The organism is Kingella sp. SNUBH-2017, from assembly GCF_028680565.1.
GTDB lineage: Bacteria > Pseudomonadota > Gammaproteobacteria > Burkholderiales > Neisseriaceae > Kingella_D > Kingella_D pumchi.
Genome location: NZ_JAPHVK010000004.1, coordinates 41,076 through 64,793, shown reverse-complemented (window position 1 = coordinate 64,793; position 23,718 = coordinate 41,076). Strand labels below are relative to the sequence as shown.

Here is a 23,718-nt window from a genome sequence, read left to right as displayed (position 1 = left end):
AAGTTTTCAGGCTGCCTGCCCGCCCCAACCCCCCCCGCAACCGTTTCAGGAAAACTCCTATGCACGAATGGCAGCAAGGCCGCTGGCAGGGCGCCGAGCAGCTCGAATCGCCCAATTTTTCCCCGCGCGAAGCCGGCAGCGAAGTGAGCCTGGTGGTGCTGCACAACATCTCGCTGCCGCCTTTCGAATACGGCAGCGACGCGGTGCAAAGGCTGTTTACCAACCGCATCGACCCCGCCGCGCATCCCTTTTTCGCCCAGATTGCCGGCCTGCGCGTGTCCAGCCATTTTTTCATCGCCCGCAACGGCCGCGTGCAGCAGTTCGTATCCTGCGACGATGCCGCCTACCATGCCGGCGTGTCGTCCTTTCGCGGCCGCGAGAAGTGCAACGGCTTTTCGGTCGGCATCGAAATCGAAGGCTGCGACTTCGAGCCCTTTGCCCAAGAGCAGTACGCTGCGCTGGAAACCCTGCTCGCCGCCCTAATGCGCGCCTATCCCATCTGCGCCGTTACCGGCCATCAGGACATCGCCCCACAGCGCAAAACCGACCCCGGCCATTTTTTCGACTGGCCGCGCCTGATCCGCGCCGGTTTTCCCGTTGACCGCAACGGCGCCGACGGCGTTTATGCCGGTCAGGCAGCCTGAAAACGCTGCCGCACGGGCTTTTGGCCTTTTCGGGCTGCCTGAAAGACGTCCGTTGTCCCAACCCGTTTTGTTCACACACAATACATTCGGAGACCCGCCCCATGAAACCCATGCTTCCCCGTTTGGCCGCGCTGTTTGCCGCCACCCTGTTTACCGCCGCCTGTCTGGCCGAGCCGGCCGCCGGCGCCGAAGAAGCGGGCTATGCCGCCACCGTAACCGCAGTTGCCGACGGCGACACCGTGCGCGTGAGCGACAGCCATGGCCGCAGCCGCCGCGTGCGGCTGGCCTATATCGACGCGCCCGAGATGAGCCAGGCCGGCGGCATCGCCAGCCGCGACGCCCTGCGCCAAGCCGTGCTTGGGCAGAAAGTGCGCGTCGAAGTGTTCGATACCGACCAATACCGCCGCGAAGTCGCCCGCATCAGCCTGTCCGGCCGCGACGTCAATCTCGGCCAGCTGGCAAACGGCCACGCCTGGCACTACCGCAGCATCGCCCGCCGCCGGCAGGACAAAGCCGACTACGCGCGCTACGCCGAAGCCGAGCAAAACGCCCGCAAAACCCGCAGCGGCCTGTGGCGCAACAGCGGCGCCGAAGCCCCGTGGGACTACCGCCGCCGCGAACGGCACCACGACAACCGCGCCGAATAAACCGTTTGCCGCTACCGCTTTCAGGCTGCCTGAAAGCGGTTTTTTTGCGCCCGATTGCCGCGTACAGGCAGCCTGAAACAATCTCGCGGGCATCTGCTTTGCCGCCTGTGGAAAACGGCGGCCAAAAGTGAGAAAAAGTTGATGCCGGCCAAATCAAGTTGAAAAATTTTAATAATGCTTGCAGCCCTTTGCCCATCGGGGCTGGAGCAAAATTGTGGATAAATCTGTGGATTTCATGTTTATAATTTTAAAGGAATTTATTTTTTGTTGATAATTTATCCGATTTGCCAAGCGGCGCAAGGCGGGCTAGTATCGCCACAGTTTTACGTTTCCAATCAGTAACATTGCTGATTGGAAATTGTGTCTTTACGCTGCTTTTTAACGCGAAAATCCAAGGATAACCCCGATGCAGACCCTGAAATTCACCATCGAGCAGATTGTCTGGCAGGAAGTGCCGGGCGAAGTGTCGCTGGCGTTTTTGTTTTCAGGCTGCCAGCTGCGCTGTAAGGGCTGCCACAGCGCGGACACTTGGAAAGTGGGCTTGGGGCAGGAATTGACCCTTGAATATCTCGAAGGCCGTCTGCAGCGCTATGCGGGCTTGATCAGCTGCGTATTGTTTATGGGCGGCGAATGGGTGCCCGAAGAGCTGGAAAAAATGCTGCGCGCCGTGGCGGCGGCGGGCTTGAAAACGTGTTTGTACACCGGCTTGGAGCGCGACGAATTGGAAGCGGTTTCAGACGGCATCATCCCGCTTTTGACCTATCTGAAAACCGGCCGCTGGGTGATGGAATTGGGCGGCTTGGACAGCCCGACGACCAACCAGAAATTTACCGATTTGCGCACGGGTGAGGTGCTCAACCATTTGTTCGTCAAAGACAAACCCGCGCCCAACAAAGTGATTCCGATTGCCGCCCGTGAGGTGGCAGCGGCAGGCTTGGCGGAGAACCGCGAAGCCCTTCTTCAGACGGCCTGAACCGTCTGTTTTCCCCCGTTTTCAGGCTGCCGTCTGAAACCCGCAAAGGCAGCCTGAAAACCATTCCAACCCAACTTTAGGAGGATTTAACATGATTCGGCTGCATCCCGAACAGTTAAACGGCAAACTGCAATTCATGCACGACTATATTTCTGCGCACAACGCGGCCGACGGCTCGAAGATGGACGCCAACGCCAACGTCACGCAGAAAAACATCGCCACGATGGAAGCGGAAATCATGAAAGACTTTTTCGTGCAGATGAACCGTGCCCAAGTGTCGCGTAAAATCGCCGAGATTTTCGACGAAGACACCGCGCGCGAATACATCCGCCAAATCGAGGCGCACGAAATCTATGTGCACGACGAAACCAGCCTGAAACCCTATTGCGTGTCGGTAACGCTGTATCCGTTTTTGCTCGACGGCTTAACCAAGCTCGGCGGCGAATCCAAAGCGCCCAAGCATCTGGCGTCGTTCTGCGGCTCGTTTATCAATCTCGTGTTTGCCATCAGCGCCCAGTTTGCCGGCGCGGTAGCCACCGTGGAATTTCTCACTTATTTCGACTACTTCGCCCGCAAAGACTACGGCGACAACTATCTCGAAACCCATGCCGCAGAAATCGCCAACCACCTGCAACAAGTGGTGTACAGCATCAACCAGCCCGCCGCCGCACGCGGTTACCAGAGCGTGTTTTGGAATATTTCGGTGTACGACCAATACTATTTTGAAGCCATGTTCGGCGATTTCGTTTTCCCCGATTTTGAAAAACCGGTGTGGGCGAGCGTCGCCAAGCTGCAAAACTTCTTCCTGAAATGGTTTAACCAAGAGCGCACCAAAGCCGTATTGACCTTCCCCGTCGTAACCGCCGCCATGCTCACCGACGGCGGCAAGTGCAAAGACGGCGTGTTTGCCGACCAAATGGCTAAGGAATTGTCCGAGGGCAACTCGTTTTTCGTGTATTTGTCGGACAACCCCGACTCGCTCGCGTCCTGCTGCCGCCTGCGCAACGCCATCGAAGACCGCACCTTCAGCTACACGCTCGGCGCGGGCGGCGTGGCCACCGGTTCGATTAACGTGATTACCATCAATATGAACCGCCTGGAACAAGACGGCCGCGATTTGGCCGCCGAAGTTGCCAAAATCCACAAATATCAATACGCCTACCGCAAGCTGATGGAAGAGTATCAGGCTGCCGGCATGCTGCCCGTGTACGACGCCGGTTTTATCACGCTGGACAAACAATTCCTGACCATCGGCATCAACGGCATGGCCGAAGCCGCCGAAGCCTGCGGCATCACCGTGGGCTACAACGACGACTATATTCAGTTTGTCCAAAGCCGTCTGAAAGTGATTTTCGACGCCAACCAGGCCGCCAGCCGCCACTACGGCGTGAAATTCAACACCGAATTCGTACCCGCCGAAAACCTCGGCGTGAAAAACGCCAAATGGGACAAAGCCGACGGCTACAAAGTCAGCCGCGACTGCTACAACTCCTATTTCTACGTGGTGGAAGACGAGCAAATCAACGCGCTCGACAAATTCCTGCTGCACGGCAAAGAGCTGGTGGACTGGCTCGACGGCGGCTCGGCGCTGCACCTGAATCTCGACGAAGCCCTGCCCGAAGCCGGCTACCGCTCGTTGCTCGACATTGCCGCACGCACCGGCTGCAACTACTTCTGCGTCAACGTGCGCATCACCATCTGCAACGACTGCGGCCATATCGACAAACGCACCCTGCAAGCCTGCAGCGGCTGTGGCTCGCACGACATCGACTACGGCACCCGCGTCATCGGTTATCTCAAACGCGTTTCCGCTTTCAGCAGCGGCCGGCGCAAAGAGCACGCGCTCAGGCATTACCACCGCCAAAATGCCGAGCAAGAGCGCGAAGCCGCCTGATTTAGGCAATGGAAAAAGCAGCCTGAAAACCGGAAAACCGGTTTTCAGGCTGCTTTTTTGTGGCGCTATGCCGTTGCCGTATGGTTTCAGGCTGCCTACACGCTCTCGTCTATCTCTTCTTCGCCCCGCAGCAACGCCTGCATCGCTTCGGCAATGCGCGTGTCCTGCCGCAGGCCTTCTTCCAACATCGCCTGGTTTTCAAAGGTATGCAGCTCGGGGTTGTACAGCACCGCCATTTTGCCCATGCCGTTTCTATCCATGCGGAAGAACAAATCGCCCGCTTTTTCGGCGGTTTCCTGCGGCTGGCCGAGCATTTCGAGGGCGCGTTTGCCGGCGCGGATGCCGGAATCGAAGGTCTCGCGCACGATTTGGTCGGCACCAGCCTGGAAGAGCTTGAAGGTATGGATGCGGTCGTAGGCGCGGGCGAGGATTTTGATGTTGGGATTGGTTTCGCGGGCGAAGCGGACAATGTTGAGCGTGGTCTCGTAGTCGTCAATCGCAATCACCAGCACGGCGGCTTTTTCGATGCCGGCGGTGCGCAGCAGCTCGGGGCGCGAGGCGTCGCCGAAATAGGTTTTCACGCCGTATTTGTTCATGCCCGCCACGGTTTTTTCGTCTTTGTCGATGATGGTCATCGGATAGCCGGCCGAGCTGAGGATGTAATAGACAATCTGCCCGAAGCGGCCGAGGCCGACCTGCAAAACCGAATGCTGCTTGTCAATGGCATCATCCGCACGGGCGGCGGCGGCTTTTTTCGGCAGCTTGCCGTGCAGAATCATAAACAGCGGCGTGAGCACCATCGACAGCACCACAATCGCGGTCATATTGGCGTTGTTGGTGTCGCTGATTACCTTTTGCGACAAGGCAGAAGAAAACAGCACAAAGGCAAACTCGCCGCCCTGCGCCATCAGCACCGCCCGCTCCAAGGCTTCATCGTGGCTGCTTTTGGCCAGCCGCGCCACGGCGTAAATGCAGACGGCCTTCGCCGCCATCAGCGCGAACACGCCCGAAAGAATCAGCTTCCAGTTTTGCGCCACCACGTGCAAATCCAGCGACATGCCCACGGCAAGGAAAAACAAGCCCAGAAGCAGCCCGCGGAAGGGTTCCACATCAGCTTCGAGCTGGTAGCGGAAGCTGGATTCGGACAGCATCACGCCCGCCAAAAACGCGCCCATCGCCATCGACAGCCCGCCTTTGTCCATTAACACGCCTGCGCCCAGCACCACCAACAGTGCGGCGGCGGTCATCACTTCGCGGGCTTTGCTGCGCGCCAGCAGCCTGAAAAGCGGGTTCAGCAGCCAGCGCCCCGCCGCCACCAGCACGACCACGCAGCCCAGCGCAATGCCGATGCTCTGCCACAGCGGCTGCCCGCTTTCGGTGTGCGTGGGCGAAAGAAAAGCAACAATCGCCAACAGCGGCACAATCAACAGGTCTTCAAACAACAGAATCGACACTATTTTCTGCCCGCCGGGGCTGTCGATTTCGCCCCGCTCGCCCAGCACCGACATCACAATCGCGGTGGAGGTGAGCACGAAGCCCGATGCGGCGATAAAGGAAATCTGCCACGAAAAGCCGAACAGCATCCCCACAATGGTCAGCAAAATGGCGGCCACCACCACCTGCATGCTGCCCAGCCCGAAAATCTGCTTACGCAGATGCCACAGGTGCGACGGTTTCATTTCCAAGCCGATAACGAACAGAAAAATCACCACGCCCAGTTCGGCGACGTGCAAAATGGTATGCCCGTCCGAAAACAGCCCCAAGCCGAACGGCCCGATCGCCAGCCCCGCCGCCAGATAGCCCAATACCGAGCCCAAGCCCAGCCGTTTAAACAAAGGCACACCCACCACCGCCGCACCCAATAGCGCGACAACGTGGGGGATGTCCATGCCGTGTTGTGTTGCAGACATGATGTGTTGCTCCTGATGATTGTTGTTTTGTATAAGGGATAAGGCAGCCTGAAAACGGTTTCTTGCTTTCAGGCTGCCTGGTGCTATTTGTCTGCCGGCTGATCCTGCTCCGAGCGCTTGCGCCATTTTTCCGCTTTTTTCATGTCCCGTTTGACGCCGATGCCCTGGGCGTATATCTGCGAGAGTATCGCCGCCGCACGGCTGTCGCCGGCTTCGGCGGCTTTTTCGTACCATTTGGCCGCTGCCGCCATATCCTGCGGCAGGCCGTCTGCGCCTTCCTGATACAGCAGCGCCAGCTCTGCCGCCGCTTTTTCGTGCCCCTGCCGTGCCGACTGCTCAAACCATTTTGCCGCTTGCCGCGCATCGCGGCGGATGCCCAAATCCTTGTATCCCCACAGATAAAGCGTGCCCAGATAATATTGCGTGCTCATATCGCCGTCTTCGGCCGCCCTGTGCATCCAGTACGCGGCTTCGCGCAGGTTTTTCACGCCCTCCGGACCGATGGCGTAAATCCGTGCGACATAAGGCTCGGCCACCGAGCGCACGGCGTAATTGCTGCTCTGAGCCAGCGGCAGCAATAGTTCCAGCGCGCGGCGGTAGTCGCGGTCGGTATAGGCGTTTACGCCTTGGTTGAACTGATTCCAAGGCGGGTCTTCAAATACCACATCGGCCTGCGCCTGCGTCAGGCTGAGTGCGAGCAGCAGGGTGGCAGCGGTTTGGGCAAGTTTGGTTTTCATCGCGGTTTTCCTGTTGTTTGGTTTGACTGCTTGGTGCGGCACAGGCAGCCTGAAAACGGCAAAAACGGCTTTCATGCTGCCTTATGTGCCTGCGGGGCATCGTTGCTTGGCCGTGCGTTCAATCCTGCAACAGGGTTTTCGGGCCCGGTTCGCATTCTTCCGCCGTGCCGCCCGTTTTCAAGCGGATGAGATCCAACATCATGCACGCTTCGGATTGTCCCTGCTTGGCCGACTGCCGATACCATTTTTCCGCTTGGCGCAAATCCTTGGGCACGCCCTTGCCGTCCCGATACATATCGGCGAGAAAAAGCTGCGCTTTGGCATCGCCCGCTTCTGCCGCCTTGCGGTACCACTTGGCCGCCTCGGCATAGTCTTGCGGCACGTCTTTTCCTTCGGCATACAGCAGCGCCAAGCCCATTTGGGCATCAGCCAAGCCTTGCTGTGCGGCTTTGCGCCACCAATCGACAGCCTGCACGCTGTCTTTTTCCACGCTGCTTCCGCCCCAATACAGCAGCCCCAAATAATATTGGGCGCGGGCGTCACCCTGATCTGCCGCGCGGCGCAACCATTTGACCGATTCGGCCATATCCTGCGCCACGCCCTCACCTTTGCCGTACATCGTTGCCATCAGCGCCTGCGCTCGGGCATCGCCGGCTTCGGCCAGCGGCCGCAATACCGCCAGCGCCTGACGGTAATCCTGCTTCATATAGGCGGCCAGCCCTGCGGCCAGCTGCCGGCCGTTATCCGGACTGTTGTCCGGCGCGGCCTGCGCCACAGGCAGGCAGAGAGCCAACAGCACGGCTGCGGCTGTTTTAAAAAGATGGGGTTTGCTCATGGGTTTCCTTTGGGTAGTTTCTTAAACAATTCATCGTCAAGGCAGCCTGAAAACGGCAAAAACGGCTTTCATGCTGCCTTATGTGCCGTCGTTAAAGGCTAAATCCTGCTGCCGTCCGGCGGGCTGAAGTTGGGCGACGCCGATGCCGATCAGGCGGAAGGCGGTGTCTTGCGGCGGGATGCGGCCGGCAAGGATGTGGGCGGCGGCCAGCAGCGCGGTTTCGTCGGGCAGGGCGGCGGAATAGGTGAGCGAGCGGGTGATGACGCGGAAATCGGCGGTTTTTAGTTTTAGCGTCAGGCTGCGCGCCTGTACGTTTTTGCGTGCCATCTGCCGCCACAAATCGGCGGCCAGCTGCGGCAGCAGGGCGGCGGCCTGCTCCAGCGGCAGATCGTTTGCTAGCGTGGTTTCGGTGGAAATCTGCAGCCGCTCGCGGTTGGGCTTGACCGGCCGGCTGTCGTGGCCGCGCGCCAGATCGTACAGGCGGTGGCCGTAGCGGCCGAACAGGTTGGCCAGTTCGCCGCGCGCCAGGCGCCGCAAATCGCCGCAGGTGTAAAGGTTGAGCGCGTGCAGTTTGTTGAGCGTTACGCGGCCGACGCCGGGGATTTTGCCCAAGGGCAGCACGGCGAGAAAGGCATCGACTTTGTGCGGCGGCAGCACAAACTGGCCGTTTGGCTTGCGCCAGTCGGAAGCGATTTTGGCGAGGAATTTGTTGGGGGCGACGCCGGCGGAGGCGGTCAGGCCGGTGGTATCGAGAATGTCGGCGCGAATCTGCCGCGCGGTAGCGCCGGCGGTGGCCAGGCCGAGTTTGTTGGCACTGACGTCGAGATAGGCTTCATCCAGCGACAGCGGTTCGACCACATCGCTGTAGCGGGCAAACACTTCATGAATCTGCTGCGACACGCTGCGGTACAAATCAAAGCGCGGCGGCACAAACACCGCCTGCGGGCAGCGGCGGCGGGCGGCGGCAGAGGACATCGCCGAATGCAGCCCCCAGCGGCGCGCTTCGTAGGACGCGGCGCACACCACCGAGCGCGCGCCTTCCCACGCCACCACCAGCGGCCGGCCGCGCAGCTCGGGGCGCTCGCGCAGTTCGACCGAAGCGTAAAAGGCGTCCATGTCGATGTGGATGATTTTGCGGATGGCGGGGTCGGTCATAAGCGGCAAAAGCAGCCTGAAAGCCGGAAAAACCGTTTTCAGGCTGCCTGAAAATGGGTGGGACGGTTTGGGTTCAGAAACGGCGGTGCGCCAGCGCGGGCAGGCGGCGGCGCACCGATTGCAGTTTTTCAAAATCGAGATCGGCGCACAGCACGCCTTCGCCTTCACTCAGGCAGGCGACGATGTCGCCCCAGGGATCGACAATCATGCTGTGGCCGTAGGTGCGCCGGCCGTTGTCGTGGCGGCCGCCCTGCGCGGCGGCGAGCAGATAGCATTGGTTTTCGACGGCGCGGGTGCGCAGCAGCAATTGCCAATGGGCGCTGCCGGTGGTGTAGGTGAAGGCGGCCGGCAGCATCAGCACGTCAAAGGGCGCTTGGGCGCGGAACAATTCGGGAAAGCGCAAATCGTAGCAGATGCCCTGGCCGATGCCGCGCCCGCCGATTTCCAAGCGCGGCACGCCGCTGCCGGCGGCGATGGTATCGGCTTCGGCGTAACGTTCGCGGCCGTTGTCGAAACCAAACAGGTGGGCTTTGTCGTAGCGGCTCAGGCAGCGGCCGTTTTCGTCGAATACCAGCAGGCTGTTGAACACTTTTTCAGGCTGCCCGCTCGCAAGCGGAATGCTGCCGCCAAACAGCACCACGCCGCATTCGGCGGCGGTTTCGCCCAAGGCAGCCTGAAAACGGCCGCTGCCGAAAGGCTCGGCAAGGGCGAGCTTGTCGCGCTCCTGCCCCATCTGCGGCCAGTATTCGGGCAGCAGCACCCATTGCGCGCCCTGCTGGGCGGCATCGCGCACCAGGCGGCGCATGGTTTGGATATTGGCGGCGGGGTCGCTGCCGGACACCATCTGCACCACGGCGGCTTTCAGGCTGCCTGTATTCATGTTGTCTCTCCCGTAGCGGACGGCGCGGCGGCCGCGGTTTCTTGTCCGCTGCCGCTGCCGTCATCGGCCGGCAGCGGGTCGGCAACCGGGCAGCCGGCTTCGGCCAGCACCGCTTCGGCGGCTATCCGGCCGCTGTCGCGGCGCAGCAGCTGGTGCAGCTCGGTAAACGCCTGCGCCAGCTCGGCGCTTTTTTCAGGCTGCCGGTACCAGTCGAGCATGGCGGCGGCCAGCAGCTCGGGCTTGGCGCGGCGTTGCAGCAACTCCGGCACCGCTTCGCGGCCGAGCAGGATGTTGGGCAGACCGACGTGCGGCACTTTGATACGGTGGCGCACCAGCGCGTAAGTCAAAGGCGAAATGCGGTAGCTGATCACCATCGGCCGCTTGCACAGCGCCACTTCCAGCGTGGCGGTGCCGCTGGCCACCAGCACCGCATCGGCGGCGGTGCAGGCCAGATCGGTTTTCGCCGCCTGCAGGCGGATCGGCAGTTTTTCAAACTCTTTCTGCTTCAGATAATGCTGCAGCCGCTCGCGGGCGGCGGCGGTGGGATAGGGCAGCAGAAAGCGCGCTTCGGGCAGATCGCGCAGCATCAGCGCGGCGGCGCGGAAAAACAGCGGCGCCATATAGTCGATTTCGCTGACACGGCTGCCGGGCAAAAGCGCGAACACCGGAATGTCCTGCGCCAGCTTCAGGCGCTCGCGCGCCGCGGTTTTGTCCGCTTCCAGCGGCAGCGACTGCGCCAGCGGATGGCCGACAAAGCGCGCCCTGCCGCCGGCTTCGCGGTAGAGCGGCGGCTCCATCGGAAACAGGCACAGCACTTCGTTTACCTGGCGGACGATTTTCTTCACCCGCCCGCGCTTCCACGCCCACACCGACGGGCTGACGTAATGCACGGTGGCGATGCCCGCGGCTTTGAGCTGCTCGGCCACCCACAGATTAAAGTCCGGCGCGTCGATGCCGACGAAGACATCAGGGCGCCGCTGCTTCAGCTCTTCGGCCAGACCGCGGCGGATACGCAGGATTTCCGGCAGTTTTTTCAGCACTTCGGCATAGCCGCGCACTGCCAGTTTTTCCTGGTCAAACAGGCTCTCGAAGCCTTCGGCCGCCATGCGCGGCCCGCCGATGCCGGTAAAACGCGCTTCGGGGCAGCGCTCGCGGATGGCGCGGATCAGGTGCGCGCCGAGCAGATCGCCGGACGCTTCGCCGGCACACAGGGCAATCAGGGGAGACGGGTTGTTCATGGCGGGGATTTCGCAGGAAAAAAAGCAGGCGGGACAAGGCGGCGATTATAGCGGACGGCCTGCTTTTCAGGCAGCCTGAAAAGCGCGGCGGCGGCAATAAAAACAGGCAGCCTGAAACTTTTCAGGCTGCCTGTATCGCTGCGGGCGGCTTGCTTGGACGGCACGGCGCTCGGCAGGCTGTGCCGCACCCGCGTCCGCAGCCGGCGGGACAAAAAAGCAGCCTGAAAGCCGGATTACGGTTTTCAGGCTGCTTTGTGCCGCATCAGAATTTGTAGCTGTACTGCACGCCGAAGATGTTGGCGTAGTTGTTGAACTTGGCGCGGGCTTCGCCTTTGCTGTCCACATCGCTGCCGCTGGCGCGCGCGCCTTTGAACTCGGTGTCGTTGATGTGGACGTGAGTGTAGGCGACATCGAGCACGTGGTTTTTGTTGAAGGCGTATTTGACGCCGGCGGAGAACCAGATGCGGTTGCCGTCGGGCAGGGTGTTGAGCCGCGAATCGGCGCCGCGCACCGGACTTTGGTCGAAGGCGATGCCGGCGCGCAGCTGCAGCGGTTCGCTCAGCTGGTAGGCGCCGCCGAGCCCTACTTTGAAGGTGTTGCGCCAGTTGGGGCTGATGGTGGTGGAATCGGAGCGGCGGCCGGTGGCGGGCGTGGTGGCGGTGGCTTTGGCGTGCGCGAATTTCAGCTCGGCGGTTTTGAAGCGGCTGTGGCGCGTCCAGCTCACGTCGGCAAACAGTTTCAGCCTGCTGTTGGCTTTAAACATGCCGTGCACCGACAGCATTTCGGGGGTAACGATTTTGACTTGGGCGTCTTCGCTAAGGGCGTAGCCGTTGGCGGCGAAAGCGGCGCGTTGGGCTTTGGCAACGGCGCCGTCGGCCGTCCATTCGGCGGTGCCGCGCAGGGTGTGGCTGACGTGCGAGCGGTAGTTGACGCCGATGCGGGCGCGCTCGTTGATGTCGTACAGCCAGGAAAGCTGGAAGCCCGCCGCCCAGTCTTTGCCTTTTACATCGGCATGGGCTTCAAAGGCGGGGCGGCCGCCGAGTGCGGGCGGCACCGCGGGCATGCTCGAACTCCAGTCGGCCGATTTGCGCAGCTTGGCTTCGGCGTATTGGGCGATGACGCCGACGCCGACGGCGTGTTTGTCGTTAATCTTAAACGCCACCGCCGGCTCGACGGCGATGGTTTTCAGACCCAGTTTGTTCAGATGAAAGCGCAGCACCGAGTCGTCGCGGTAGGTGGTGGACGAGCCGAAGGGCACGTACACGCCCAAGCCCAGCGTGGTGCGCTCGTTCAGGCGGTAGGCGCCGTAAACGTGGGGGGCGAACACCGTGCTGTCGGTGATTTTGCCGCTGTTGCTGCCGGCCACCTGGGTGCTGCCGTCGTAGTATTTGGCGGCGGCGTCGCTGTATTTGATGGTGGGCAGCACCATATTGGCGGCGACACTGATTTCGTGGTTTTCCAGTTTGGTAAGGCCGGCGGTGTTGTAAAACAGGGTGGAAGCGTCGTCGGCTTCGGCGGCGGCGGCATTGGCGGTGCCCTGCGCGGTAACCGACTGGGTGCCGAAATGGTAGCCCGAAGCGGCGGCCTGCTGTGCCAGCGCGGCCAGGGTTAAGAGTGCAAGCGGTTTGAGTAGTCGTGCAGACATGGTGTTTCCTTATTCAAAGCTGGCAAACCGTTTTTCAGGCTGCCTGAGACAATAGGCAGCCTGAAAAGCGTTTTCGCGGCGGTTTGCCAAAACGCTGCCGCCGGACAATCCGGCGGCAGCAAATTCGGGTATCTATTCTAAAGTAAATTTTTGTAAGCAGCCAGCGTCTTTACCTGCGCGGTGGGCAGGCAAGGCAGCCTGAAAAAGCAGCCTGAAAAGCCGGTGGGCGCTTTTCAGGCTGCTTGGGCTTTGGGTTTATTTTTGTTTGAAAGTCCAGTCTTTCACCTGCCAGTTGGCCAGCGGGTCTTTTGTGGAGAAGCCGCTGACGCCGGGTTTCACCAGCTGCAGGCGCACGCTGTAAAACAGCGGGATCAGCGCGGAGTCTTTATCCAACTCGGCTTCGGCCTGCCGGTAGAGCTCGGCGCGCTTGGCGGCTGTGGCATCGGCCGACAGGGTCTCATTGAGCAGCTTGTCGTAGCTGTGGCTGCGGTAGCGGAAGGTGTTGTTGCCGTTGTTGGACTTGAGCATGTTCAAAAAGGCCGAAGGCTCGTTGTAGTCGGCGCACCAGCCGGCGTAGGCGATTTGGAAGTTGCCGCTGTTGCGGGTGTCTTGGAAGGTTTTGAATTCCTGGTTGATCGGCTCGACCTGGATAAAGCCCACGGCCTGGCGCCACAGGGCGGCGGTGGCGGTGGCGATGCGTTTGGCCGCAGGGCTGGTGGGGTACAGCAGCTCGAATTTCAGCGGTTTTTCTTCGTTGTAACCGGCTTCGCGCAGCAGTTTTTCCGCTTCTTTGGCGCGGTGTTCCTGCGTCCAGTCGTGCCAGTCGGGCACGTTGTTTTTCATGCCCTGGGTATTGGTGGGCGTGAGCTGGTAGGCCGGCTGCTCGCCTTTGGCCTGCACTTTGTAGGCAAGGATTTCACGGTCGAGCGCCAAGCTTAGGGCGCGGCGCACTTTGGGATTGTTAAACGGCGCTTTGTCGTGGTTGGGCTCGTAATACCACGAGCACAGGGTGTCGGAATTTCTCAGCTGATCGGCCAGCGTGCGTTTGATTTGTTTGTACTCGTCGACCGGGATGCCGTAGGTAATGTCGATTTCGCCGGCTTTGTAGCGGTTCAGCTCAGCGGTGGCATCGCTTATCGGCAGGAAGGTGATGCGCTCGATGGCGGTGCGCTCGTTGTCGTAATAGCCGGGGTTGCGCTCGAGTTTGACGTGGCTGTTTACCGCCCAGTCTTTGAGCAGGTAGGCGCCGCTGGAAATGTAGTGGCCCGGTAGCGTCCATTTGTCGCCGTATTGCTCGATGGCCTTGCGGTTGACCGGATAGGTGGCCGACAGCGTCAGCATGTCGGGGAAATAGGGCACCGGCGCGGTAAGGGTAATCTGCACGGTTTTGGCATCCAGCGCTTTGACGCCCAGCGTTTCGGGCTTGCCGTTGCCGGTGGCGATGGCTTCGGCGTTTTCCACTTTGGCATCGGCCAGATAGGTGCCGTAGGGCGCGGCGGTGGCGGGGTCGGTCAGACGGCGCAGGCTGTACACCACGTCGTCGGCGGTAATCGGGTCGCCGTTGCTCCATTTGGCTTCGCGCAGGTGGAAGGTCCAGATTTTCTGGTCTTTGTGCTCCCAGCTCTCGGCCAGCGCCGGCACGGTGTTGCCTTCGGCATCGGTGGCGACCAGGCCGATTAGGAGCTGGCGGATGATGGCGGAACCGCCGGTGTCGGCGTTTCGTTGCGGGTCTAGGGTGGTCGGCTCGGCGGCATTGTTGATGGTCAGGCCGTCTTTGGGCTGTTTGGGCACGGCATCGCCGTGGTTTTCTTGGCTGCCGCCACAAGCGCAAACGCCCAGCGCCAGGGCGAAAACGGTCAGAAGGGCGGCGGTTTTGCGCGCGGATTTCGGGGTGTGCATAGGCGGTTCCTAATCTATCGAAAGCAAGGCCGGCGGGCGGCAAAAAAGGGCGCTATATTAAGAAAGTTTCGGTTTCTGTCAAGCAGTTTGCGGCAAGGGCGGGGCAGGCAGCCTGAAAGCGCTTCAGGCGAAATGGTCAAAGCCCTGCGCGGCATAGGGGCGAAGGTGGCCGTTTTCGCGCAGCCACAGCCTATCGGCGCCGTTTTCAGGCTGCGTGCGGCCGATGCGGCTGAGCGGGACTGCGCAGTCGCACCTGATTTGCTCGATGCGCTCTCGCGCGGCGGGCGGGGCGGTGAACAGCAGTTCGTAATCGTCGCCGCCGTCGAGCACGCAGGATAGCCAGTCGGCATAGGGCAGCTGCCGTTTGAGTTCGGGCGAACTTGGCAGCGCGGCGGCGTCGATTTCGGCGGCAAGCTTGGAGGCGCGCAGGATGTGGCCCAAATCCTGCGCCAGCCCGTCGGAAACGTCCTGCGCGGCATGGGCGGCACCCCGCAGCAGCCGGCCGAGTTCCGGCCGCGCGTCGGGGCGCAGCAGCCGGTCTTCGCATTCGGCCAGCAGTGTTTCAGGCAGCCTGAAAACGCCGAGGCGGTGGCGCAGGGCGGCGGCGGCCAGGCCGATGCGGCCGGAAACCCAGATGTCGTCGCCCACCCGTGCGCCGCTGCGGCGCAGCGCCTGGTTGCGCGGGGTTTCGCCGGCGATGGTCAGGCTGAAGCACAAATCGCCGCGGGTGGTGTCGCCGCCGATCAGGCTGATGCCGTAGCGCTGCGCCTGGGCAAACAGGCTGTCGCAAAAGGCGGCCAGCCAGTTTTCGTCCAATTCGGGCAGCGCGGCGGCCAGCAGCATCCAGCGCGGCTTTGCGCCCATCGCCGCCATATCGGAAACGTTTACGGCCACGATTTTGTGTGCCAGCGCGTCGGGCGGGTGGTCGGCGAAGAAATGGCGGCCTTGCAAAAGCATATCGGTGCTCAGGTGCAAATCACAGCCGGGCGAAGGGCGGACAACGGCGGCATCGTCGCCGATGCCCAGCACCACGCCGTTTTCAGGCTGCCTTGCGGCGGCCAGATAGCGGCGGATAAAGTCAAATTCGTTCATGGCAGGCGGCCTGAAAAACCAAAAAACGGCGCGGATTATAGGCGATAAACGCCGGCTATCCGCGCCATCGCTGCCGCTTCGGCGCTTGCGGTTATAATCGCCGGCTCTTGGAAAACGGCAACAGCGCGCCATATCCCGTCCGTCTGCCCGTTTCAGGCTGCCTGTGCAAGCAGCTTTCAGGCAGCCTGAAAACCGCCGGCCGTTTACGAAAACCTGTTTATTTACGAAAGACCGATTATGGAAAACGCCCTTCTTCACCTTGGCAGCGAGCCGCGTTTCGACCGCATCCGCGCCGAAGACGTCCGCCCCGCCATGCAAAGCGCCATTGCCGATGCCCGCGCCGCGATTGCCGCGGTTAAGGCGCAGCCTGAAACCACCTGGCTCAACACCGTCGAGCGCCTGACCGACGCCACCGAGCGCGTCGGCCGCATCTGGGGCGTGGTTTCCCATCTGAACGCGGTGGCCGACACCCCCGAATTGCGCGCGGTTTACAACGAGCTGATGCCGGAAGTAACCGTGTTCTTCACCGAAATCGGCCAGGACATCGAACTTTACGCGCGCTTCAAAGCGATTAAAAACTCGCCCGAATACGCCGCCTTGTCGCCGGCGCAGCAAACCAAACTCGCCCACGATTTGCGCGATTTCGTCTTGAGCGGCGCCGAACTGCCGCCAGAGCAACAGGCCGAGTTCGCCGCGCTGCAAACCGAAGGCGCCCAGCTGGCCGCCCAGTTTTCGCAAAACGTACTCGATGCCACCGACGCCTTCGCGCTTTATTTCGACAGCGCCGAGCCGCTCTCAGGCATTCCCGATGATGCGCTGGCAATGTTTCAGGCTGCCGCCCAGGCCGAAGGCAAAAGCGGCTACAAAGTCGGCCTGCAGATGCCGCACTACATCGCCGTGATGCAGTATGCCGAGCGGCGCGAATTGCGCGAGCAGATTTACCGCGCCTACCTTACCCGCGCCAGCGAATTGGACAACGACGGCAAATTCGACAACAGCGCCAACATCACCCGACGCCTGGAAATCGCCCTGAAAGAAGCGCGGCTGCTGGGCTATGCCAACTACGCCGAACTCTCGCTCGCCACCAAAATGGCCGACACCCCCGCCCAAGTGCTCGAATTTCTCAACGGCCTTGCCCGCCGCGCCAAGCCCTTTGCCGAGCGCGATTTGGCCGAAGTGCGCGCCTTTGCCGCCGCCGAATTGGGCATCGAAGACGCCCAGCCCTGGGATCTGACCTACGCTTCGGAAAAACTGCGCCAGGCCAAATACTCCTTCAGCGAAACCGAAGTCAAAAAATACTTCCCCGTCGATAAAGTGCTCGCCGGCCTGTTCGCCCAAATCGGCCGGCTCTACGGCGTCAGCCTTGCCGAAAAACCCGTGCCGGTGTGGCATGCCGACGTGCGCCATTTCGAGCTGCAAAAAGACGGCGAGACCATCGGCAGCGTCTATATGGATCTTTACGCCCGCGAAGGCAAACGCGGCGGCGCATGGATGAACGACTACAAAGGCCGCCGCCGCTTTGCCGACGGCGACAAAGCCGGCACGCTGCAGCTGCCCACCGCCTATCTGGTGTGCAACTTCACCCCGCCCGTCGGCGGCAAACAGGCGCGCCTGAGCCACGACGAAATCATCACCCTGTTCCACGAAACCGGCCACTGCCTGCACCACCTGCTCACCCAAGTGGACGAATTGGCTGTTTCCGGCATCAACGGCGTCGAGTGGGACGCAGTCGAATTGCCCAGCCAGTTTATGGAAAACTTCGTGTGGGAGTACGACGTGCTGGCGGCGATGTCCAGCCACGAAGACAACGGCGAGCCGCTGCCGCGCGAATTGTTCGACAAAATGACCGCCGCCAAAAACTTCCAGCGCGGCATGTTTATGGTGCGGCAGATGGAATTTGCCCTGTTTGATATGCGCATTTACAGCGAAACCGACGAAGGCAGCCTGAAAAACTGGCCGCAGGTGCTCGATGCCGTGCGCCGCGAAGTAGCCGTGGTGCCGCCCGCGCCCTACAACCGCTTTGCCAACAGCTTCGGCCACATCTTCGCCGGCGGCTACTCGGCCGGCTACTACAGCTACGCCTGGGCCGAAGTATTGAGCGCCGACGCCTACGCCGCCTTTGAAGAAAGCAGCGACGTTGCCGCCACCGGCCAACGCTTCTGGCAGGAAGTGCTCGCCGTCGGCGGCTCGCGCCCCGCCGCCGAGTCCTTCAAAGCCTTCCGCGGCCGCGAACCGAGCATCGACGCACTCCTGCGCCACAGCGGCTTTGCCGAAGCAGCCTGAAACCATCCGGCAGCCTGAAAACGAAAAAGTAGCCTGAAAACCCGTGCCGAGGGTTTTCAGGCTGCTTTGTTTGGGCTTTCAGGCTGCCTTTGCAGCAAAACCGCAAGCCGTTGCGGGTTTATTCGCCCAACTCTGCCGCCGCCTGCTGCGCCCAGGCCATGGTTTCGGCGAAGGCAGGACGGGCGGTGTGGCGCTCGATATAAGCGGAGAAAATGGGGTCGGCGGCATCGAGCACCTGCATGTTGCGGGAAAAGTGCAGCAGGAGGGCGGCATAGTACAAATCGAGTGCGCTAAAGCGGCCGCCGACGATATAGTCGTGTTCGGACAAATGCTTGCGCAGCACGCCGAAGGCTTCCTCGAAGCTGCCGTAGCCGATGCCGCTGTGGAATCTCGGGTGGTCCGACGGGCGGTCGAAGAATTTGTCCATGCAGGCGTATTCGAGCTGGATGCTGAAGCACAGCCAGCGGTAGTATTCGCCGCGCTCGATGCTTCCGGCGGCGGGAATCAGGTTTTTTTCGGGAAACTGCTCGGCCAGATAGGTGATGATGGCAATGGTTTCGGTGAGTATGGTGCCGCCGGCTTTGAGTGCGGGCACTTTGCCCAAGGGATTGACGGCCAGATAGTCCGCTTCATGCAGCTTGGCGGAGGACAGCGCCACAATATTGCACGGCGCGGCGCATTCTTTGAGCATCCACACGGCATAGGTGCCGCGCGAAAAGGGAGTGGTGTAAAGGGTGAGTTCGGGGGTAGGCATCATGCGCTCCTGTGTGTGGTGGGAAAGCGGCGATGATAGCACGGCGCTGCGACAGTTTCTGTCAGCAGCGTTTGGCGGCAAAGGCAGCCTGAAAGCGCCAAATTGCCTGCAAACGGCACTCCCTCTCCCGTCAAAACGGGGGAGGGAGCAAGGGGCGCGGCAGGAATGACGGCGGGCGGGCGTCAGCCATGCTAAAAGCAGCCTGAAAACCGCTAACAAGGTTTTCAGGCTGCTTTGTTTGGGTTTCAGGCTGCCTTTTGCCCGTCTGCGGGCGGCGTTTAAAACATTGAGCGGCCGCTGGCGGTTTTGTCGGGTACGGCTTGGATCACGTCCCAGTGTTCGACGATTTTGCCGGCTTTGTCAAATCGGAAAATATCGACCACGGCTTCGCCTTTGTCTTGCGGCGAGGTGCGGCTGAGGACGTGCAGCATCACCAAATCGCCGTCGGCCATCACGCGCTTGATCTCAGCGCGGGATTGGGGGTTTTCTTTTAAAAACGGCACAAACGCATCGACAAAAGCCTGTGCGCCGTCGGCGACGCCGGGGTTGTGTTGCAGGTAGGTTTTGCCGATGTAACGATCGGCGGCTTCCTGCACGCGGTGTTGGTTGAAGGCCATTTCGTAAAACGCCAGCGCGTTGGCTTTGTTGCGCTCGGCTTGGCTTTACGCGTGCGCTTTGGCGGGGGCGGCTTTGGCTTTGGGCGCGGCGTGGACGGCGGTGGTGCCGAGCGCGGCGGCGGTAAGCAGCAGGGCGATGGTTTTTTTCATGGGTTTTCCTTTCGATGGTGTGAAATGGGGTTTGCCGGTGGCGGCAGTGGATTTATTGCTTTCAGGCTGCCTGCGCTTACGCTTCGGCCACGGTAAAGCGCTCAAACAGGTGGGCGCGGTTTTCGGCATCGTCGGCAATCGCGGCAGCCAGGTCGGGCAGGGCGATGTCGGCGGAGCTGCCGTCGGCGTTGAGCAATACGTCGTCGGCGCCGGTGCGGTAGCGGCCGGTTTTTTCAAATTTCACCGGATTGACGGCAAACATGGCGGCGGGTGAGAGGAAAGCCCAGTTGACGTCGCGGCGTTCGCGCAGGCGGTTAAGCAATTCGCGGGCGGCGTTGGCGCCGGGATAGACGTCGGCGGGAAAATCGGGGGTGTCCACCAGCTGCAGACCGGGCGCGACGTTCAGGCTGCCCGCGCCGCCGATTACCAGCAGATAGGGCACTTCGGCGGCCTGCGCGGCGGCAATGATGTTGTCGGCGCCGCGCGTGAAATCGGCGGCCAGATTGGGGTTGTCCCAGCCGGGGTTGAAGGCGCTGACTACGGCGTCGAAGCCTTTAAGCTGCGCGGCAAAATCCGGCGCATTGACGTCGGCGGACACGGCACGGACATTGGCAGCCTGAAACACTTTGGCGCTGTTGCGGGCAAAGGCGGTAACGTCGTGGCCGCGTGAAGCCAATTCCTGTACCACGGCATTGCCGACCAGGCCTGTTGCGCCGATTACTGCGATTTTCATGGGATTTCCTTTCGTGAAGTTTGTGAAAACAGGCGCAGTATAGGCCGCCGCCGGCCGCTTGATAATCCGCCGCCGGCTGTTTATATTGTGAAGCCGAACTTAACAAAAGCAGCCTGAAATGCAAGACACCAAACCGCTTTTGGTCTTCGCCGCCGTACTCGAACACGGCAGCATGAACGCCGCCGCCGCCGCGCTGGGGATGACGCCTTCGGCGGTCAGCCAGCATATTTCGCGGCTGGAGGCGCTGCACGGGGTGAAGCTGCTCCACCGCAGTACGCGCCGCCTGTCGCCCACCGATGCCGGCCGCAGTCTCGGCATCCATTGCGCGCGCCTGCTGCACACGCTGGCCGATGCGCATCAGGCGCTGGAAAACCTGAAAACCGAAGCTGCGGGCGAAGTGCATATCGCGCTGGCATCGGTATTGGCCGACGCGCCGCCGTTTCAGGTTGCCCTGCAGCGGCTGCGGCAGGAATATCCCAATATCCTGCCGGTGCTGCACGCCGAAGACGCACTGGCCGACTTGCAGCGCGAGCCGATCGACATCGCCCTGCGCGGCGGCCTTACCGCGCTGGAAGCGCCCGATCTGATCGCCCGCCCGCTGGCTTCGTGGCGCTGGCAGATTTGCGCCGCGCCCGATTATCTGGCGCGGCACGGCACGCCGCAGCAGCCGGACGATCTGCACCGCCACCGCTGGATTTACTGCCTGCCGCTGCGCTTTGAAATGACGCGCGGCAGCGAGCGTTATCTGTTCGACGGCGCCGGCCACACCGCCTGCCGCCAGCTGGCCACGGTGCGTAGCCTGACTTTGGGCGGCCTGGGGCTGTCGCTGCAGCTCGAAGGCGAAGTGCGCGAACTGACCGCCCGCGGCCTGCTGCAGCCGCTGCTGGCCGATTGGACGCTGGGCGCGGTCGATTTGTACGCCGTAACGTCCGTGCGCGTGCAGTCGGCGAAAACCGAAGCGGTGCTGCGTATCCTGCAGGAATGCTTTGCCGCCGATGCCCAAAATTTTCAGGCTGCCTGAAAGCCGCAGGCAGCCTGAAAACACAGAATGCTGTGGTATAAAGCAGCAGGCGGCCGCTTGCAGGCAGCCTGAAAAACAACAAACATAAGGAGAAAGCATATGACAGAGGGCGGCAAACGCATCGTTTTCAAAGTAGGCACCAGCTCGCTGACCCATCCCGACGGCAGTCTCAACCGCAGCAAGTTGCACAACATCACGCGCCAGCTGGCGGTATTGCACGCGGCGGGGCATGAGTTGGTGTTGGTGTCCTCGGGCGCGATTGCGGCGGGCTTCGGCTCGCTCGGTTTTAAAAAACGGCCGACCCAAATCGCCGACAAACAGGCCGCAGCGGCGGTGGGGCAGAGCCTGTTGATGGAGGAATACACCGCCAATCTGCTGCTCAAAAACATCGTTTCGGCGCAAATCCTGCTCACGCGCGACGATTTTGCCGACAAGCGCCGCTATCAAAACGCCTTTCAGGCCATGAGCGTACTGCTCGCCCGCCGCGCCATTCCCATCATCAATGAAAACGACGCGGTGGCCGTGGCCGAAATCAAAGTAGGCGACAACGACACCTTGAGCGCCCAAGTGGCGGGCATGATGCAGGCCGATTTGCTGGTATTGCTCACCGATGTGGACGGCCTGTACACCGGCCATCCGCAGCGCGACCCCGCCGCCCGCCGCATCGAAAAAGTGGCGCAAATCAGCGCGGATTTGATTGCGATGGCAGGCGGCGCAGGCAGCGCCAACGGCACCGGCGGCATGCTCACCAAAATCAAAGCCGCCACGCTCGCCACCCACGCGGGCGTGCCGGTGTACATCTGCTCGTCGCTGCAAGGCGAAGCGCTGCTTCAGGCTGCCGCCGCGCAGGACAAAGGCACGCTGTTTGCCGCGCAAAAAACCATGAAAACGCAAAAGCAATGGCTGGCCTTTTACGCCGCCAGCCGTGGCACTTTGCACGTGGACGCAGGCGCGGAAACCGCGCTGGTGCGCGAGGGCAAAAGCCTGCTGGCTTCGGGCATCACAGCGGCGCAAGGCCAGTTTGCCGAGGGCGAAGTGGTTACGGTGTACAACGCCGAGGGCACGCATATTTTGGGCAAAGGACGGGTGAAAACCGATGCAGGCCGCTTGAACGCCCTGCTGGCCGCGCCCAAACCCAAAGGCGTGGTCATCCACCGTGATGATTGGATTACCGTTACGCCCGAGTTGGAATTGTTTTTGCATGAGATTTGAGCCCGTAGGTCGGATACTCGTATCCGACAACCCCGCTTTTCAGGCTGCCTTTACCCCGCAATAAAAACCACAAAGGAGAAAAAATGACCCCCACCCAAACCCTGTTCGAGCAAGTCAAACGCGCGAAAAAATCGGTGAACACCGCCGATACGCCAACCAAAAACCGCGCCCTGGCCGCGATGGCCGACGCGCTGGTCGCAGCCACGAACAACATTCTTGCCGCCAACCGCGCCGATATGGAAGCCGCCGCCGCGCATCTTTCCGCCGCCATGCTCGACCGTTTGCGCCTGGATGAAGCGCGGATTGCGGCGATGGCCGAGGGCATCCGCGCGCTTATTCCGCTGCCCGATCCGGTGGGCGCAACGCTGGATACGCGCACGCTGGAAAACGGTTTGACCATCCGCAAAATCCGCGTGCCGCTGGGCGTGGTCGGCATTATTTACGAGAGCAGGCCGAATGTTACGTCCGATGCCGCCGCGCTGGCGCTCAAAAGCGGCAATGCGGTGGTGTTGCGCAGCGGCAGAGAAGCCTACCGCTCCGCCGCCGCGATTGTCGCCGCGCTCAAAGCCGCGCTGGCCGGTTCAGACGGCATTTCGCCCGAGTGCATCCAGCTTGTGGAAGACACCAGCCGCGACAGCGCCCATGCGATGATGAAAGCCGTGGGCCACTTGGATTTGCTGATTCCGCGCGGCGGAGCGGGGCTGATACGCGCGGTAGTGGAAAACGCGCATGTGCCGGTTATCGAAACCGGCACCGGCATCTGCCATGTGTACATCGACCGCGACGCCGATTTGGACATGGCCTTAAACATCATCGACAACGCCAAAACCAGCCGCCCGTCGGTGTGTAATTCGGCCGAAGTGTGCTTGGTGCACCGCGACATCGCCGCCGAATTTCTGCCGCGTATGCAGCAGCGTTTGGTGGCTGAGCGGCAGGCGCAGGGTTTGACGCCGGTGGCGCTGCGTTTGGACGGTGCCGCGCGGCAATGGATTAGCGGCCAAGCCGCCGCCGAAGCCGATTTTGACACCGAGTTTTCCGACTATATTTTGGCGGTGAAAATCGTGGATTCGGTTGAAGCGGCCGTTGCCCATATCGACGCGCACAGCACGCGCCACTCCGATGCCATCGTTACCGCCAATGCCGACACCGCCCGCTATTTCGCCGCCCAAGTGGACAGCGCCGCCGTGTATGTCAACGCGTCCACCCGCTTCACCGACGGTGGCGAATTCGGCCTCGGCTGCGAAATGGGCATCTCCACGCAAAAACTCCACGCCCGCGGCCCGATGGGGCTCGAAGAGATGACGACTTACAAATACATCGTCGAAGGCAGCGGCCAGATACGTTAAAGCCGCCCGCAGGCAGCCTGAAAGGTTTTCAGGCTGCTTTTTTGCTTTCAGGC

20 protein-coding genes are annotated in these 23,718 nt (G+C 61.4%); 8 read left to right on the top strand and 12 right to left on the bottom strand.

Annotated elements, in window-relative coordinates; translation table 11 throughout:
* Positions 1–59 precede the first annotated feature (59 nt).
* The 4 genes from ampD (at position 60) to nrdD (ending at position 4,158) form a co-directional block, all read left to right on the top strand.
* Positions 60–644 carry a 1,6-anhydro-N-acetylmuramyl-L-alanine amidase AmpD gene (gene ampD, locus OP500_RS04680; RefSeq protein ID WP_274070336.1) on the top strand — a complete coding sequence of 195 codons (585 nt, stop codon included), beginning with the start codon at positions 60–62 and terminating at the stop codon, positions 642–644.
* 101 nt (positions 645–745) lie between these two features.
* Positions 746–1,291 carry a thermonuclease family protein gene (locus tag OP500_RS04675; protein WP_274070335.1) on the top strand — a complete coding sequence of 182 codons (546 nt, stop codon included), beginning with the start codon at positions 746–748 and terminating at the stop codon, positions 1,289–1,291.
* 406 nt (positions 1,292–1,697) lie between these two features.
* Positions 1,698–2,264 carry an anaerobic ribonucleoside-triphosphate reductase activating protein gene (gene nrdG / locus OP500_RS04670; RefSeq protein ID WP_274070334.1) on the top strand — a complete coding sequence of 189 codons (567 nt, stop codon included), beginning with the start codon at positions 1,698–1,700 and terminating at the stop codon, positions 2,262–2,264.
* 91 nt (positions 2,265–2,355) lie between these two features.
* Positions 2,356–4,158 (top strand): anaerobic ribonucleoside-triphosphate reductase, encoded by a 1,803-nt coding sequence (gene nrdD, locus OP500_RS04665; RefSeq protein ID WP_274070333.1) that lies wholly within the window; start codon positions 2,356–2,358, stop codon positions 4,156–4,158.
* 95 nt (positions 4,159–4,253) lie between these two features.
* Here nrdD and OP500_RS04660 read toward each other — a convergent pair whose 3' ends face one another.
* The 9 genes from OP500_RS04660 to thiL form a co-directional block, all read right to left on the bottom strand.
* Entirely contained in the window at positions 4,254–6,068 is a 1,815-nt protein-coding gene (locus OP500_RS04660) for a monovalent cation:proton antiporter-2 (CPA2) family protein (protein WP_274070332.1), read from the bottom strand.
* 83 nt (positions 6,069–6,151) lie between these two features.
* Entirely contained in the window at positions 6,152–6,805 is a 654-nt protein-coding gene (locus tag OP500_RS04655; RefSeq protein ID WP_274070331.1) for a tetratricopeptide repeat protein, read from the bottom strand.
* A 118-nt stretch (positions 6,806–6,923) separates the two neighbouring features.
* Entirely contained in the window at positions 6,924–7,640 is a 717-nt protein-coding gene (locus tag OP500_RS04650; RefSeq protein ID WP_274070330.1) for a tetratricopeptide repeat protein, read from the bottom strand.
* Between the two features lie 78 nt (positions 7,641–7,718).
* Positions 7,719–8,795 (bottom strand): DNA polymerase IV, encoded by a 1,077-nt coding sequence (gene dinB, locus OP500_RS04645; protein ID WP_274070329.1) that lies wholly within the window; start codon positions 8,793–8,795, stop codon positions 7,719–7,721.
* A gap of 73 nt (positions 8,796–8,868) precedes the next feature.
* Positions 8,869–9,675 carry a carbon-nitrogen hydrolase family protein gene (locus OP500_RS04640; protein WP_274070328.1) on the bottom strand — a complete coding sequence of 269 codons (807 nt, stop codon included), beginning with the start codon at positions 9,673–9,675 and terminating at the stop codon, positions 8,869–8,871.
* Positions 9,672–10,913: a lipid-A-disaccharide synthase gene (gene lpxB, locus OP500_RS04635; protein ID WP_274070327.1), complete on the bottom strand. Its 1,242-nt coding sequence runs from the start codon at positions 10,911–10,913 to the stop codon at positions 9,672–9,674. Before lpxB ends, OP500_RS04640 begins: the two co-directional genes overlap by 4 nt.
* Positions 10,914–11,175: 262 nt before the next feature.
* Positions 11,176–12,558 (bottom strand): OmpP1/FadL family transporter, encoded by a 1,383-nt coding sequence (locus OP500_RS04630; RefSeq protein ID WP_274070326.1) that lies wholly within the window; start codon positions 12,556–12,558, stop codon positions 11,176–11,178.
* A gap of 255 nt (positions 12,559–12,813) precedes the next feature.
* Positions 12,814–14,457 (bottom strand): ABC transporter substrate-binding protein, encoded by a 1,644-nt coding sequence (locus tag OP500_RS04625; protein ID WP_274070325.1) that lies wholly within the window; start codon positions 14,455–14,457, stop codon positions 12,814–12,816.
* Positions 14,458–14,580: 123 nt separating this feature from the next.
* Positions 14,581–15,549: a thiamine-phosphate kinase gene (gene thiL, locus OP500_RS04620; protein ID WP_274070324.1), complete on the bottom strand. Its 969-nt coding sequence runs from the start codon at positions 15,547–15,549 to the stop codon at positions 14,581–14,583.
* 234 nt (positions 15,550–15,783) lie between these two features.
* On the opposite strand from thiL, the gene OP500_RS04615 reads away from it, so the two are divergent.
* Entirely contained in the window at positions 15,784–17,832 is a 2,049-nt protein-coding gene (locus OP500_RS04615; RefSeq protein WP_274070378.1) for a M3 family metallopeptidase, read from the top strand.
* A 118-nt stretch (positions 17,833–17,950) separates the two neighbouring features.
* On the opposite strand, the gene OP500_RS04610 is transcribed toward OP500_RS04615, so the two are convergent.
* From OP500_RS04610 to OP500_RS04600, 3 genes are all read right to left on the bottom strand, one after another.
* On the bottom strand, positions 17,951–18,589 hold the full coding sequence (locus OP500_RS04610; protein WP_238745064.1) for a glutathione S-transferase family protein: 639 nt from the start codon (positions 18,587–18,589) through the stop codon (positions 17,951–17,953).
* A 275-nt stretch (positions 18,590–18,864) separates the two neighbouring features.
* Positions 18,865–19,218 carry a nuclear transport factor 2 family protein gene (locus OP500_RS04605; protein WP_274070377.1) on the bottom strand — a complete coding sequence of 118 codons (354 nt, stop codon included), beginning with the start codon at positions 19,216–19,218 and terminating at the stop codon, positions 18,865–18,867.
* A gap of 211 nt (positions 19,219–19,429) precedes the next feature.
* On the bottom strand, positions 19,430–20,086 hold the full coding sequence (locus tag OP500_RS04600; RefSeq protein ID WP_274070323.1) for an NAD(P)-dependent oxidoreductase: 657 nt from the start codon (positions 20,084–20,086) through the stop codon (positions 19,430–19,432).
* A 118-nt stretch (positions 20,087–20,204) separates the two neighbouring features.
* Here OP500_RS04600 and OP500_RS04595 point away from each other — a divergent pair, with 118 nt between their 5' ends.
* The 3 genes from OP500_RS04595 to OP500_RS04585 all read left to right on the top strand — a co-directional run bounded on the left by OP500_RS04595 (position 20,205) and on the right by OP500_RS04585 (position 23,665).
* Positions 20,205–21,107, top strand: a complete 903-nt coding sequence (locus OP500_RS04595) for a LysR family transcriptional regulator (RefSeq protein WP_274070322.1) — start codon at positions 20,205–20,207, stop codon at positions 21,105–21,107.
* 99 nt (positions 21,108–21,206) lie between these two features.
* Complete coding sequence (gene proB / locus OP500_RS04590; RefSeq protein ID WP_274070321.1) at positions 21,207–22,319, top strand: glutamate 5-kinase; 1,113 nt, start codon at positions 21,207–21,209, stop codon at positions 22,317–22,319.
* 83 nt (positions 22,320–22,402) lie between these two features.
* Positions 22,403–23,665 (top strand): glutamate-5-semialdehyde dehydrogenase, encoded by a 1,263-nt coding sequence (locus OP500_RS04585; RefSeq protein ID WP_274070320.1) that lies wholly within the window; start codon positions 22,403–22,405, stop codon positions 23,663–23,665.
* The last annotated feature ends 53 nt before the right edge of the window (positions 23,666–23,718 follow it).

Bases quoted from the DNA above. Each gene is read 5' to 3' on its own strand.
- ampD (WP_274070336.1), top strand. From the start codon at position 60: ATGCACGAATGGCAGCAAGGCCGCTGGCAGGGCGCCGAGCAGCTCGAA.
- OP500_RS04675 (WP_274070335.1), top strand. From the start codon at position 746: ATGAAACCCATGCTTCCCCGTTTGGCCGCGCTGTTTGCCGCCACCCTG.
- nrdG (WP_274070334.1), top strand. From the start codon at position 1,698: ATGCAGACCCTGAAATTCACCATCGAGCAGATTGTCTGGCAGGAAGTG.
- nrdD (WP_274070333.1), top strand. From the start codon at position 2,356: ATGATTCGGCTGCATCCCGAACAGTTAAACGGCAAACTGCAATTCATG.
- OP500_RS04660 (WP_274070332.1), bottom strand. From the start codon at position 6,068: ATGTCTGCAACACAACACGGCATGGACATCCCCCACGTTGTCGCGCTA.
- OP500_RS04655 (WP_274070331.1), bottom strand. From the start codon at position 6,805: ATGAAAACCAAACTTGCCCAAACCGCTGCCACCCTGCTGCTCGCACTC.
- OP500_RS04650 (WP_274070330.1), bottom strand. From the start codon at position 7,640: ATGAGCAAACCCCATCTTTTTAAAACAGCCGCAGCCGTGCTGTTGGCT.
- dinB (WP_274070329.1), bottom strand. From the start codon at position 8,795: ATGACCGACCCCGCCATCCGCAAAATCATCCACATCGACATGGACGCC.
- OP500_RS04640 (WP_274070328.1), bottom strand. From the start codon at position 9,675: ATGAATACAGGCAGCCTGAAAGCCGCCGTGGTGCAGATGGTGTCCGGC.
- lpxB (WP_274070327.1), bottom strand. From the start codon at position 10,913: ATGAACAACCCGTCTCCCCTGATTGCCCTGTGTGCCGGCGAAGCGTCC.
- OP500_RS04630 (WP_274070326.1), bottom strand. From the start codon at position 12,558: ATGTCTGCACGACTACTCAAACCGCTTGCACTCTTAACCCTGGCCGCG.
- OP500_RS04625 (WP_274070325.1), bottom strand. From the start codon at position 14,457: ATGCACACCCCGAAATCCGCGCGCAAAACCGCCGCCCTTCTGACCGTT.
- thiL (WP_274070324.1), bottom strand. From the start codon at position 15,549: ATGAACGAATTTGACTTTATCCGCCGCTATCTGGCCGCCGCAAGGCAG.
- OP500_RS04610 (WP_238745064.1), bottom strand. From the start codon at position 18,589: ATGATGCCTACCCCCGAACTCACCCTTTACACCACTCCCTTTTCGCGC.
- OP500_RS04600 (WP_274070323.1), bottom strand. From the start codon at position 20,086: ATGAAAATCGCAGTAATCGGCGCAACAGGCCTGGTCGGCAATGCCGTG.
- OP500_RS04595 (WP_274070322.1), top strand. From the start codon at position 20,205: ATGCAAGACACCAAACCGCTTTTGGTCTTCGCCGCCGTACTCGAACAC.
- proB (WP_274070321.1), top strand. From the start codon at position 21,207: ATGACAGAGGGCGGCAAACGCATCGTTTTCAAAGTAGGCACCAGCTCG.
- OP500_RS04585 (WP_274070320.1), top strand. From the start codon at position 22,403: ATGACCCCCACCCAAACCCTGTTCGAGCAAGTCAAACGCGCGAAAAAA.